Raw genomic sequence first — 13907 nt, 5'->3', positions numbered from 1 at the left:
TACTAAAATATATACCTTGTCAAATATTTACAATTGGTATATTTTCATTACGTTTTCTTGCCCTCCTCTTATGATTAACATTTTATATATTGTTAAATCTCCATATACTCATTACAAGACGCTTCTTCATACAGTTCATGTAATTCATTCACAATTTGTCTTTGCGCATCCCACTGAAGTTTTAAATGCTCTACAAAGTTCTTATCAGGATTCTTTCTAGGAAGAATATACATCTGTTGGATGATCTCATACTTAAGTCTAGCTTCCTGCCACTTAATACTTGCTTCGAATTCTTTTCCGTAGTAGGCAGCATATTTGTCACTTATTCCTTCTCCGTCTTTATTGTCTGTATAGAGAAGTAGATTCCTTTTCCCTACATAAACATGCTTTTTAGGCGTTACCTGTCCCTTTAAAACTGCAATGTATAATGTTTGAAAACGAGTCTTCTCTTGAATAATCTCAATGAATTCATTAACAACTAAATTTCCTTCCTTAAATATAAACTTATCGGCAGTCAGTACATCTCGATCCATTGCCAAAAGTTTTGAGTCGTGTATAATCCTCACTTGCACGTATGCACAACCTTTTAGCTCAATATCCTCAGTAAATGTAGAGAAAATAAAGGAGTAATTCTGTAGATTCCTGTATCCATACCAAGGAAAAACATTTAACTTCACTATGCTATGCGTCCCACTAAAGTTAAATATATTACTCATTAATAATGCACCTGTCCTTTGTAATAAAGTTTCAAGGCTGCTGTTTCTTTGACTCCCTACAGATTCATAAGGGGACTAGTTGTTTTAGCCAATTCCAATATTTGTTCATCTTGAATTGACTGAAGATATCTGTTAGTTATTATAGTGGACTCATGTCCTAATAATCTGCTTAGACTATAAACATCTAATCCCAATCTTAATTGTTTTTGAGCAAAATAATGTCTAAGTGTGTGGGGGCTACAACGAATATGATCTCGAATTTTAGCTTCATTTCCTGCTTTCTTCATCATAACTTCAATTGCTGTAACAGTTAAAATCTTACCATTTTGAGACAAGAAAAAATTGGAATCAGTCATGAATTTATCCTTAAAATAAGCCTCTTTCATTCTTTCGTACTTGATGATGTATTTCTTAAGAAAAGGGGAAATGTACAAATTTCTTTCTTTGTTTCCTTTGCCATGTATCTTAATGACACTTTCTCCTACATCAAGAGAGCCAAGTGAACATAATTCCAAATTTCTAATCCCTAAGTCTACAAAGAACATCAGTATCAATTTGTTACGCATACTCAAGTAGAAGTCACCTTTATATGCGTTGATTAAACGTTTTACTTCATCATCGTTGAAGGTTTTTATAAGAACTTTAGGTTCTTTCATCCATTTCAAACCTAATACTGGATTGCGCTTTTCAGCAATATACCCTTCATCCACAATAAAGTTAAAGAATGAACGAATATTTTTTTGTATTCCATTAATATATGATTCTGATAATCCTTTCATTTTTAAGTTCATAAGGTATGCTTTGATGTGAGAGGTGTTAATCTCTTCTACTTCAACAACTGAAAATTCATTACATAAGTAATTTAGAAACGCCCGATTGTTGTTTCTGTACCCTTTTATAGTTCTGATACTATAATTCTTAATCTCTAAATCAAAAAGAAACTCTTTATAGACATCTTCAAACAACATAAAAAACTCACTCCTCATATGGATATTTCCCATACAAAAAGTGAGTTAAATACAATCCTGATTAGAAAAACGTACATCATCACAAGAATCACTTGGAGATAGCATGTATACCCTCGCTGAGTGACAAAATGGATGATTGCTGAACTTTTTCAAATCCCTAACTGGTTTAGAAAGACTCTAAACCGCCACTATCACCGCAGTCGCTTGCCCGCTCACACAAACTCCACGTTATGATATACCTGCTGCACATCTTCCAGGTCTTCGAGCGCATCGATCAGCTTCTCAAACTGAACTTGGGCATCCGCAGGCAGTTCAATGTGGTTTTGCGCCAGCATCGTCAGCTCGGCTACCGTGAACTCGTTCACACCCGCAGCCTTAAACGCTTCCTGTACCGCGTGGAATTGATCCGGTTCTGCGTATACGATAACCGCTTCATCTTCATCCACGATATCACGAACGTCTACATCTGCTTCCAACATGACTTCCAGCACTTCTTCCGCATTTTTACCTTCAACGCCGATGACTGCTGTAGGATCAAACATGTAAGCAACGGAACCACTCACACCCATGTTGCCCCCGTTTTTGTTAAACGCAGAACGCACTTCAGGTGCTGTACGGTTTACGTTATTCGTGAGCGCATCCACGATGACCATCGCACCGTTTGGCCCGAATCCTTCGTAACGCAACTCTTCATAGTTCTCATCGCCGCTGCCTTTTGCTTTTTCCATCGCACGGTCAATGATGGCTTTAGGTACGTTATACGTTTTGGCACGCTCCAGAACGACCTTCAGTGCACGGTTCGCTTCCGGGTCCGGTTCGCCCTTTTTCGCCGCTACATAGATCTCAACGCCAAATTTCGCATAGACCCGGCTTGTGTTTGCGTCTTTTGACGCTTTCTTTTCCTTAATATTATTCCACTTACGACCCATATCGTTTCCGCTCACTTTCAACATGTAATCTGCTTTCTACTTTGTCATTATATCGTGTTGCGCTTGGTTCAACAAGTTCATCTCATCAAACGATTCTGCTTCTGAGAAACAAAAAGCACTCCGTAAGGAATGCTTTTTGGGTAAACGTCAAGTTACGCGTGGAACTGTCTTCCGTCCAGCACTTCAGGCACATAACCCGCACGGATCACGAAATCTCCGAAATGCTCGCCTTCATTGCGCTCTTTGGCATATTGATTAATCATCGGTGTCAGTGTGTCCAGAATCTCATTTTCACCGATATTTTCGCGGTACAATTTGTTCAGACGATGACCTGTAAAACTACCACCGAGATAGAAATTGTACTTGCCTGGTGCCTTTCCGATAAAAGCAATCTCTGCCAGCATCGGTCTGGCGCACCCATTCGGGCAACCTGTCATACGAATGACAATCTCTTCATCCCTCAAACCCGCTTCATCCAGTACAGGCTCCAGTATGTCGATCAAGGATGGCAGGTAACGCTCGGACTCAGCCATGGCAAGACCACAGGTTGGGAGTGCGACACAAGCCATGGAACTTCTGCGAAGTGCTGAATAATGCGCGCCATCCGTCAGATTGTATTGTTGCATCAATGCTTCAATCTTTTTCTTTTTCTGACTGCTAATGTTACCTATGATCAGGTTTTGGTTCGCCGTCAGACGGAAATCTCCGGTGTGTATTTTGGCAATTTCACGCAAACCCGTCATGAGCGGATAACCATCTACATCTTTTACCCGTCCATTCTGAATGAACAACGTGTAATGCCATTTGCCATTACTGCCTTTCACCCAACCATAACGATCCCCATTATGGTCAAAATGATACTCACGTGCCGCTTCCAGACTCCAGCCAAGACGACTCGTTAACTCATCAACAAACCACTCCAGACCATGGTCATCGATTGTATATTTGAAACGCGCATGTTTACGAACCGCACGATCCCCGTAGTCACGCTGAATCATGACCGTTTTCTCTGCAACATCAATCATCTGCTCCGGCGTGCAGAAACCAATAACTTTGGATACCTGAGGATATGTCTTCGAATCTCCGTGAGACATGCCCATTCCTCCGCCAACAGATACGTTGAACCCTTGCAGTTTGCCGTTCTCTACAATGGCGATAAAACCGAGATCCTGTGAAAATACATCCACATCATTGGAAGGCGGTACCGCGATACCAATTTTGAACTTACGTGGCAAGTATACTTTGCCGTAGATCGGTTCAACCTCTTCGTCCGAATCCTGGGAGTCAATGATCTTCTCCCCGTCGAGCCACAGCTCATGATATGCACGAGTTCGCGGATCGAGATGATTACTCACCTGACAAGCCCATTCATACACTTCGGCATGAACTTCAGACTGATTCGGATTCGGGTTGCACATCACGTTACGGTTAACGTCTCCACATGCAGCGAGTGTACTAAGCAAAGAGTCATTGACCTCACGAATCGTATTTTTGAGATCCCATTTCAACACCCCGTGCAACTGAAACGATTGCCGAGTGGTCAGACGGATCGTCTGATTCGCATATTTATGGGCAACACGATCCATCATCAGCCACTGCTCCGGCGTTACGATTCCCCCGGAAGCACGCACACGTAGCATGAACTGATATGCAGGCTCCAGCTTGGATTTATTACGCTCATTGCGCAAGTCACGATCATCCTGCATGTAACTGCCATGATGTTTCATCAGCCGGTTATCATCTTCGGGAATTGAGCCGGTAATGCGATCGGCCAGTGTCTCCGTGAGACTTCCACGCAAGTAATTGCTCTTGATCTTTATATCTTCCACATCGCTGTTGGTACGTTGCGGATTAAGTAAGTTATTATAAGCCATGCCGCTTTCTCCTCTCGTTTCTGCGGAATATAACCTTTCGGCTTAGCCTTGGATTAATACACATCCCGCTGATAACGTTTCTCCTGTTGTAACCGTGTCATGTATTCCACAGCCTGCTCGGATGACAAGCCGCCTTCCTGCTGTAGAATCGTAATCAGCGCCGCATGTACATCATGAGCCATTTTTTTCTCATCGCCGCAGATATACACGCTTGCTCCATCCTGAAGCCATTGGTACAATTCCTTGCTATGTTCCAGCATACGGTGCTGTACATATACTTTCTGTTCCGTATCACGAGAGAAGGCAACATCCATTTTCGTCAGAACGCCATCTTTGAGCCAACGCTGCCACTCCGTTTGGTAAAGGAAGTCTGTAGAGAAGTGCTGGTCCCCGTAGAAGAGCCATGTTTTTCCTTCTGCACCCGTTTCTTCTCTTTCACCAAGGAAAGAGCGGAATGGAGCAACCCCTGTTCCAGGTCCAACCATAATGATTGGAGTATCCGAATTCTCGGGTAATTTGAAGTTGGGATTATGCTGAATATATACTGGCAAAGTGTCACCGGCTTCGATACGTTCAGCGAGATGTACCGAGCATACGCCATAACGTTGTCTGCCACGTGCTTCATAACGTACAGTCCGAACCGTTAGATGAACCTCGTCCGGGAAAGACTTCGAACTGCTTGCAATGGAATACAGACGTGCTGGTATTTTCCGAAGAACCGCTAGAAATTGAGCGGCTGGAATGCCCTTCAGTGCGTAGTCCTGAACCACATCTAGCAGATCGGAGCTATTCATGACGTTACGGAATTCGGAATCATTGGCGAGCAATGCTGTTAATTCGTTTCCTGAACTCAACTTGGCGAGTTGCTCTGCCACCGGTTTGGTTACTGCTGTAATCTCGTAATGACGCAGCAGTGCTTCGTAAACCGATACTTGATCTCCATTTTTGTTCACCGTAACCCGTTCGTCTGCGTTCCACCCCATAGCTGCAATTAATTCATCCACGAGGCGCGGATGGTTTTCCGGGAAAACACCCAAGCTATCGCCCGGCTCATAATCCAGATTGGAACCTTCCAAAGACAGCTCAATATGGCGTGTCTCACGATCCGATCCTCGGCCGTTCAAGTTGAGATTTTCCAGCACCTCTGCCTTGAACGGGTTGGTACGGTTGAATTCCGATTCTCCACTGCTTACCGCTGCTGTGATTGCTTCACTGGTTACCGCACCGGCTGTAGTTGCTGCGCCGCTAAGCGAAGCAAGCACATCGTTCATCCACGCCGCAGCCGGCTCATCAAAATCAACATCGCAGTCTACGCGCGGAACCAAAGCTGTTGCGCCCAGTTCCTGTAGTCGTTTATCAAAATCCTTACCCGTTTGACAGAAGAACTCATAAGAGGTATCTCCAAGCGCCAATACGGAATAACGAAGTCCGTCCAGCTTTGGAGCACGTTTGCTATTCAAAAACTCATGAAAAGGAATTGCATTATCCGGCGGTTCGCCTTCTCCATGTGTGCTGACCACAATCAGAAGATTTTCAATTTTCTTCAGTCCGTTCGGTTTGAAATCTCCCATGGATGACAAGGTTACTTGCAGTCCCTGTTCTTCCAGCTTCTTACCGAGTTTTTTCGATAATCCAATGGAATTCCCTGTCTGGGAACCGTACAGCACCGTAACTTCACGGGAAACGGCAGGAGCACTGACCGGCGCTGCTACCGGATTTTGTCCAACTTGCCCAATAGTCTGTGCTGTTGCCAAACCTGCTTGATACGCTGCAATATACCCACCAAGCCAGAGTCTTTGTCCGTCCGTTAATGTAGGAATAAGTCGATTGAGCAATTCTACCTGCTCTTGATTAAAAGGACTATTTGTCACTTGAAGTTCCACCATCTGCCACCTCACGCATTACTTCGATTTTAATTCCTACTAAAATGATCATATTAATTTCTTCTCTCTAGAACCTAACACACCGGGGGGTGAGGGTCAATTTCAATGATTTTATACCATTTATCAGTTTCACTGATAAAGGAACAAAACGTGAAAATCACCTCGTTGCAAATACATCAACAACAATCGACAATGAACAGCAAAAAAAGCTTGCTTTGACCTGACTTCAGGTGAAAACAAGCTTCTTTCTATTTTATAAGTTACAGTGATTCATCACTTTTTCCAGACCAGCTTGCTCATCATTGCATAGATCAGCGTAGCAGATTCGGCTCGGCTGGCTTCAGCCGCAGGTTTTACTTCACCGTTGTAACCACCTACGATGCCCAGGTTCACAAGCGCAGCTACACTTTCTCTTGCATACGAGTTGATCTGAACTGCGTCCCGGAAACGGGCAAGATCAGTTGCGGAAGAATTCTGTGCTTCATCATCAATGAGTCCAGCCGAAACAACCGCTCTTACTGTTAAGGTCATCATCTCCTGACGAGTAATCGTGGACTCTGGCTTGAAACGTCCATCTCCAGCCCCATCCGTAATACCGAGTGATCGTGCTATGTTAACGGCCTTATAATAAGAAGATTGTTCATTCACATCCTTGAATGGTTCAGTAGAACTCCCGTTTAGGCCGAGCGAAGCTACAAGCCACTGCACATATTGCCCGCGTGTCATATCTTGCTTTGGATGAAGCTGTCTGGTGTCCTCACTACCTGTTGCATCCACCACGCCCCGAACAGCGAGTGCCTCCATCGCTTTTTGTGCCCATGGTACTCCGGCTAGATCCGAAAAGTTCTCTTCCATAGATAAGGCAGCATATGCACCAGTCAAGGATAAAGCATTTGCAGAAAATATAATCTCACCGCGTTGCGGATCGTAATAACTCTGTGGCAGCGGTTTGATTTCCCCGCTTGCTCCCATTTGCACAGCAATCACTTTATCAGCGACGGTATCTTTCGAAGAGGTATACGGTAATTCAATTGAAATCTCTCTATCAGGCATGAAGTTCTGATGATTAAGGCTAAATTCGATTTGCACACCATGTCCTGCTCCCAAACGATCCGTTATCCCTTGCGAAAGCGGTGTGCGGATCAATCGAATAATTGCCGTACCCTCATTGGTTCCCTCTTTTGGCAGCAAATCAGCGGGAAGCTCAACCGTCGCAAACGCAGACACGATACGGAAAACATCGGATTTCTTCTGCTCCAGCAGGGATGAAACTGGCAGGGCCAGCTCATATGCAGCCGCTTCCGGAACAGACTTCAAGCGAAATTCAACCAGACGTTGACCTGTGCCTGTAAGAGGTGCGGCTTTGACCGCAGCTTCAATCGCTGAAGCATCCACTTTGGACTGTGCATTTCCTTCTGGAGCCGAAGAGGCTTGCAGTTCAAGAACAGCGCGGTCCTTTTCTGTGACAGGTTGAGTTGACGACTGCGATTGAGTTGTGCCTGAGGTACCATTATTGTTGCCTATCTGACCACCGTTGCCCGGGTTTGAACCATTTCCATTATTGCCGCCTGAGCTATTCCCTGATCCTCCGCCAGAATTCCCTCCTGAATCATTGCCGCCTGGAGATGTTGTACGTGCAGGCACTTTAATGATCAGAGGCGTCGTTATCGCTTTGCTCCCATCGGAGGTTCGTGTGATGGCAAGTTCAATCCAGACCGTCGTCTCACTCGCTGGTAAAATAATGCTTCCGTCCAGTTGGACTACAGTCGGAGCTGTGCTTGAATGAACGGATGCCATGAAACCTTGAGGCAACACTGGCAGTTTAATTTTTGCAGAAGCCGTCGTTGGCTGTTCGAGTGTTGTAATGCCTGAAGCCACGTCAGCAGCCGTCTGGCGAGTTGTTGTGATTTGATAAGGATCAGACAATCCTTTGATGGATTGGCTTGCATCGTCCAGTGCCTCGACTTTGTAATAGTAAACCGTATCTTCACTCAGCCCAGAATCCGTATACTCTGGAAGCGCGCCGGAATAAACTATTTCGTAAGTTCCTTCTTCTTGATTCGAACGATACAGCTTATAGGTTGCCGCACCGTGTAATGTATCCCAGCCAAGTGTTACACTTGAAGCAGTGGTGGAAACAGAGTCCAGACCCCCGCTACCGTAACCAGGGGACGATATATCAGGTTTCACAATCATGATCCAGCTGATCAGCGGGTCCTGGGAAGCAGTATTACGCACCGTGATTTCCAGTTTACCGTCTGACACTTGAATACCCTTTTGCGCCCGAACACTTGCAGGGATATAGGTAACCGCCCCGGTATTCGTACCGTTAATTAACAAATCCGCACGGCGTGAAGTATTCGTCCACGGGTCATTGAATCCCGCATACACATCATATTCACCATTTGGCACATCAAAACTATACGTCAAATCCTTGCCTTTAGGCGAGTTGCTGACATTGCCGCCATTCAGATAACGAACGGTCGAGAATATATCACCGCCGTTCGAACCGGAAGGCAGCGCATCGGCACTAACATATCCCCAGGATTGACCATTAGCCGGCGCATACATCTGATCTATAATTCCCGGATGCATGAGCTTATCTTGCATATAACCACTCATCAGCTTGTAATCTGCCGTATCATAACCACCGCTGTTCACAAAATATAATGTATTCTCGGGAATGACATACACACGAACTGCCTGTGTTTTGTTGTTATACTCAGGGGTCGTGATCTGTAGCGTAAGCGGTCCAGGCTTGGAAAAATCCTCCGCTGTCATCGCACGATGATTAATCGTCCAGACGGCTGGCGTTGAAACGAGATTATTTCCATCACGCACCTTTACCGTGGAAGGAAGCACTGGAACTTCGCCAAGCTTCACGGCTTCAGGCAGTTTATCTGCGATATCTACCTTACCCATGGAATTCAACAGATCGGGTGTCCAACTGTTATACCACTTGATCGCAATGTCTGACCCTATACCGAATTCGATTGGCAAAAACACGTACTTGGCTGCATCATTGGCGAAATTGCCTCCGTTCCACATATCTCCTACATAAATAAACTTGCCTTTTTCCGGATCAACCGGAATGACTGAAGTTGCCTGTGTACCAAATGCCTTCCCGGGATCAGGATCACTCGGCAGTGTGCGGACAAACGGATTTGTCATCGCCGACCAAGGTCCGAAGATATGATCCGCGACCGTAACTTTGTTCTCATTAGGAGCCCAGCCTGTTGCACCCGATGTGATAATATAGTATTTGCCCTGATACTTGAACATGGCCGGTGCTTCTCGCTGTCCACCCGGGAATACCCGGACATAGTCTACGCCGTATTCCGCCTGATATACGCTATCGCGAACAGGATTGCCTTTATCATCCTTAAGACCTTGCTTATGCCAGCCTGTGACGTCACTGTAATCCTCGGTGAGCTTGGAAATGTATAACGTCAGATTTTCTTCGCTGGAGTAGATCAGGTAACCCGTGCCGTCATCATCCTTAAATAGCGTCATGTCACGGGCCATACCTCTGTCACTTGGGAAATAGTCCTTCTCGCCTTCAGGAGCCATGTCCATACGGTAACTTTTCTGATATATAAAAGGTCCAGCAGGTGAGTCACTGGTTGCATAACCGGCCTTCGCTTTACCGTAATTCGCATTATTGTTGTAAGGGTCCTTGTCTCCATCCATATGAGCCCACATGACATATTTTTTCGTTTTATCATTGTAAATGACCTTTGGCCGTTCGATAATCCGTCCTTTGCGAATATCGGCCCAGATGTCCACACGATCCTCGCGACCTGCATAGAGTTCCTTGATTAACGGGTTTGTGTCAAAATCATCCATCGATTGCAGCATCGTCAATGCCATGCCTTCGTCTGTCCAGTTCATCAGATCTTTGGAAGAATAGGCACGCACCCCTGCAGCTGGCCACCCCCCGGTATGATATTCGCCATACCAGTAATATTTTTCTGTTTTTTCATCGTAAAAGAAACCTGCGCCATGAGCATCAATCGGTTTGCCGTTTTGATCCGGCCACATTTGTCCTGGCGTAATACTTGTGCGCACCGTGGATACACCAAGCGGTGCAGATACAGGAGTGTCCATTCCGTCCACTTTGGCCTGAATTGTATAAAAGTATCCCGTGCCCATCGTCAAACCTGTATCGTCTAACGAAGTAGACTTCCCTGTGTAGACTTGCTGATACGTCCCCGAAGCGCTTGTCGCCTTCGAAACCGTGTAGGAGACTTCCGATCCGGGAAGTGCAGCCCATCCTAAGGAAATGGACGTATCCGTTATAGCAGTAACACCAAATCCTGAAGGAGAATCTACCGTGTACGTCTGCGCTTCCGCTGTACTAAAGGCCGATTCACCCGCAGCATTGTACGCCGTCACCCGATAACTGTAGTTCTTTCCAGGCTCAAGTGCCTGATCTGTAAAAGACAATAGGTTGCCGTCATATACCTGTTCATAATCTTCCGTTCCTTGCTCGGCGCGAACGACACGATAACCATTCGCCTTACTGACCGTATTCCAGCTCAATTTGACACTTGTCGCTGTCAACGCTGTCGCCTTCAAGTCCCCCGGTGCCTGTGGTGCCTCGGCAGCCGTTTTGGCTTCAAGCGGGACAGACCACTGTGACTCGGTTAATGCCCCGTAGTCATAGGCAAGTCTGTAATAATAGGCTGTATCCGAGCTTAGTCCTTCATCCACATAACTTGTTGATGACATCTGACTTACATAAGAGTAGCCGCCTTCCTCTGTGTTCGAGCGATACAGACGGTAACCCGTTGCCCCTTCAATCTCCGGCCAATGCAATGAAATTGAAGATGCCGTCTCTCCATCCTTTGCAAGCACAGCTTCATTCACTCGAGGCGGCTCCGCAATCATTACATCATCAATATGTACGGTCTGCCACTTATTTCGAATGCCAACGGTACCGGTTGCAATAGATGTATCGTTCAGATCAAAAACCAATCGGTCCATCCCATTTTCGACGATATAACCGCGGATGGAGGTCCCCGATACCGACACTTTAAGCGTATACCATGTATTTTTACTGAATGCATACTCCACCGATTTTAGCGCGGTATCTGCGCCATTTACTCTTTTGCTGAAAACGAGTTTGTTGCCGGGCACCTGCATTTGGAAATAGTAGTAGTTGCTCTTGTCTTGAAACCGCGGCAAAATACCGGGAAATCCCTCACCCGCTCCTGTATAAAAACGCATCGACACTGTCTTGTCCGGTATGGGCTCCCCCGTTGTGATAAAACCTTCATCGGTCCCATTTTGAAAAAGAACCTGGTTGGCTTCGTCCGTCGGATCTGATGTCACTTGCCACTGGCCTGAGATCACATGCCATTCTGGTGAAACGGTATAGTCCCCATCGGAAAAATCGTCTTGAATTAACAATCCGGGAATAAGAGCTCCATCTGCAAGAACCTTGTTCGGGTACATCAACGGTCCTGAAGATAACATCAGTGCAGCGGATAATAGAATTGCAACCGGTTTTCTCAGTTTATCCAATCTCGATTCGCTCCTTTGCGCCTGAACATATAAGCAGGTTCCTTACATATTCAGCGTAGTGGTTAAACACGCCCTAGTACACATGAATCAGTCCATTGGGCCTCAGACCATGCTTCTTCCGCTGATCACACCTCCCCATTCAATGAAACCGGTTTCATTCAAGAGCAAAAAAAGCCCCGTTTACTCAGGCAGGTGCAATCATGCACGTTACGGAGAACCGAGAACCGTTTCTTTTTTGCCCATGTCGTAAAACAGGTTTCTTAAACACAAAATGTAACCGCTTTCTAGAATTAGAATATCGTTTGCTTTTAAGGCTGTCAACCATTCTTTTGTCCTATTTCATCCTCCGTCTAATATGACAAAAAACGCGTATTCCACATGCTCTATGCAAGTGAAATACGCGCCTTTTAGAATACTTTGGTCGTCCAGGATTCACAGTTCCATGTGTCTGTCACGACGTCACGGTAAAATTCAGGTTCGTGTGAAATCAGCAAAATGCTGCCTTTGTACGCTTGAAGCGCACGTTTTAACTCATCCTTCGCATCCACGTCCAAGTGGTTCGTCGGCTCGTCAAGCACAAGCAGGTTGGTCTCATTGTTGATCAGCTTGCAAAGACGCACTTTCGCTTTCTCTCCACCACTGAGAACTGCGACCTTACTCTCGATATGTTTCGTTGTCAGTCCGCATTTGGCAAGTGCGGCACGAACTTCAAACTGGGTATAGGAAGGGAACTCCTGCCAGATCTCTTCAATACACGTATTGTAGTTGGCATCCTTCATCTCTTGCTGGAAGTATCCGATCTCCAGATGTTCTCCGCGCTGGACATTGCCTTCCAAAGGCTGAATTTCACCCAAAATGCTACGCATCAGGGTAGTTTTACCGATACCGTTCGCACCAACAAGCGCAATTTTCTGGCCGCGCTCCATACGCAAATCAAGCGGTCTGGACAACGGTTCGTTATAACCAATAACCAGGCCTTTCGTTTCAAAAATAAGCTTGCCTGACGTTCTCGCATCACGGAAGTTGAACTGTGGCTTCGGTTTCTCCTTGGCCATCTCGATGACATCCATTTTGTCGAGTTTCTTCTGTCTGGACATCGCCATATTCCGAGTGGCAACGCTGGCTTTGTTACGTGCTACGAAGTCTTTCAGGTCTGCAATCTCTTGCTGTTGACGCTTGTACGCCGACTCCAGCTGTTGTTTCTTCATCTCGTAGACTTCCTGGAAGTGGTTGTAATCGCCCACATAACGCGTCAGGTCTTGATTTTCCATGTGGTAAATGAGGTTAATTACGCTGTTCAGGAACGGAATATCATGCGAGATGAGAATAAATGCATTCTCATATTCCTGCAGATATCGTTTTAACCACTCAATATGCTGTTCATCCAGATAGTTTGTCGGCTCGTCGAGGAGCAAAATATCCGGTTTTTCCAGCAATAGTTTGGCGAGCAATACTTTGGTCCGTTGTCCACCGCTCAGGTCATTAACGTCCTTGTCCAGACCAATGTCGGTCAAGCCCAGACCACGCGCGGTTTCGTCGACTTTGGCATCGATCATGTAAAAGTCCTGGTTCGTCAGTGTATCCTGAATTGTACCTACATCCTCAAGCAATTGCTCCAGTTCCTCTGGCGTAACGTCGCCCATCTTGCCGTACATGTCATTCATTTCCTGTTCCATGTCAAACAGGTATTGGAATGCGCCGCGCAGCACATCGCGAATCGATTGTCCTTTGCTGAGTACCGCATGCTGGTCGAGATAACCTACACGCATACGTTTGGACCATTCCACTTTACCTTCGTCTGGCTGTAGCTTACCTGTAATAATATTCATGAAGGTCGATTTACCTTCTCCATTCGCCCCGATCAGACCAATGTGTTCGCCTTTAAGCAAGCGGAATGAAACGTTGTTAAAGATAGCACGATCACCAAAACCGTGACTTAATTTTTCTACATTTAATATGCTCATTCATGACACCTTTTCTATATAGACTTAATTCTTTGTATATTATAAGC

7 protein-coding genes are annotated in these 13907 nt (G+C 45.6%); all 7 read right to left on the bottom strand.

All coding sequences use genetic code 11. The annotated features are described in order from the left end of the window. Positions 1-92: 92 nt before the first annotated feature. Positions 93-716 (bottom strand): hypothetical protein, encoded by a 624-nt coding sequence (locus tag MHI38_RS00515; RefSeq protein WP_341180800.1) that lies wholly within the window; start codon positions 714-716, stop codon positions 93-95. Between the two features lie 56 nt (positions 717-772). Beyond that, positions 773-1684 carry a tyrosine-type recombinase/integrase gene (locus tag MHI38_RS00510; RefSeq protein ID WP_341180799.1) on the bottom strand — a complete coding sequence of 304 codons (912 nt, stop codon included), beginning with the start codon at positions 1682-1684 and terminating at the stop codon, positions 773-775. Positions 1685-1896: 212 nt separating this feature from the next. Beyond that, entirely contained in the window at positions 1897-2613 is a 717-nt protein-coding gene (locus tag MHI38_RS00505) for a YebC/PmpR family DNA-binding transcriptional regulator (RefSeq protein ID WP_154889597.1), read from the bottom strand. A 152-nt stretch (positions 2614-2765) separates the two neighbouring features. Continuing rightward, positions 2766-4487, bottom strand: a complete 1722-nt coding sequence (gene cysI, locus MHI38_RS00500; protein WP_341180798.1) for an assimilatory sulfite reductase (NADPH) hemoprotein subunit — start codon at positions 4485-4487, stop codon at positions 2766-2768. Between the two features lie 53 nt (positions 4488-4540). Then, positions 4541-6370, bottom strand: a complete 1830-nt coding sequence (locus MHI38_RS00495) for an assimilatory sulfite reductase (NADPH) flavoprotein subunit (protein ID WP_341181887.1) — start codon at positions 6368-6370, stop codon at positions 4541-4543. Positions 6371-6643: 273 nt separating this feature from the next. Next, a complete protein-coding gene (locus MHI38_RS00490) occupies positions 6644-11896 on the bottom strand; it encodes an S-layer homology domain-containing protein (RefSeq protein WP_341180797.1) in 5253 nt (1750 codons plus the stop codon). A 407-nt stretch (positions 11897-12303) separates the two neighbouring features. Further along, positions 12304-13860, bottom strand: a complete 1557-nt coding sequence (locus MHI38_RS00485; RefSeq protein ID WP_154958728.1) for an ABC-F family ATP-binding cassette domain-containing protein — start codon at positions 13858-13860, stop codon at positions 12304-12306. Positions 13861-13907 lie beyond the last annotated feature (47 nt).

Origin of the sequence: Paenibacillus sp. FSL K6-1558 (genome assembly GCF_038002565.1) — a bacterium.
In the GTDB taxonomy this organism is placed as follows: Bacteria; Bacillota; Bacilli; order Paenibacillales; family Paenibacillaceae; genus Paenibacillus; species Paenibacillus polysaccharolyticus.
This window is presented reverse-complemented; position numbering and strand designations above follow the sequence as displayed.

Excerpts from the sequence above, each read along its gene's own strand:
- cysI (WP_341180798.1), bottom strand. The coding sequence starts at position 4,487 with ATGGCTTATAATAACTTACTTAATCCGCAACGTACCAACAGCGATGTG.
- MHI38_RS00510 (WP_341180799.1), bottom strand. The coding sequence starts at position 1,684 with ATGTTGTTTGAAGATGTCTATAAAGAGTTTCTTTTTGATTTAGAGATT.
- MHI38_RS00505 (WP_154889597.1), bottom strand. The coding sequence starts at position 2,613 with ATGGGTCGTAAGTGGAATAATATTAAGGAAAAGAAAGCGTCAAAAGAC.
- MHI38_RS00485 (WP_154958728.1), bottom strand. The coding sequence starts at position 13,860 with ATGAGCATATTAAATGTAGAAAAATTAAGTCACGGTTTTGGTGATCGT.
- MHI38_RS00515 (WP_341180800.1), bottom strand. The coding sequence starts at position 716 with ATGAGTAATATATTTAACTTTAGTGGGACGCATAGCATAGTGAAGTTA.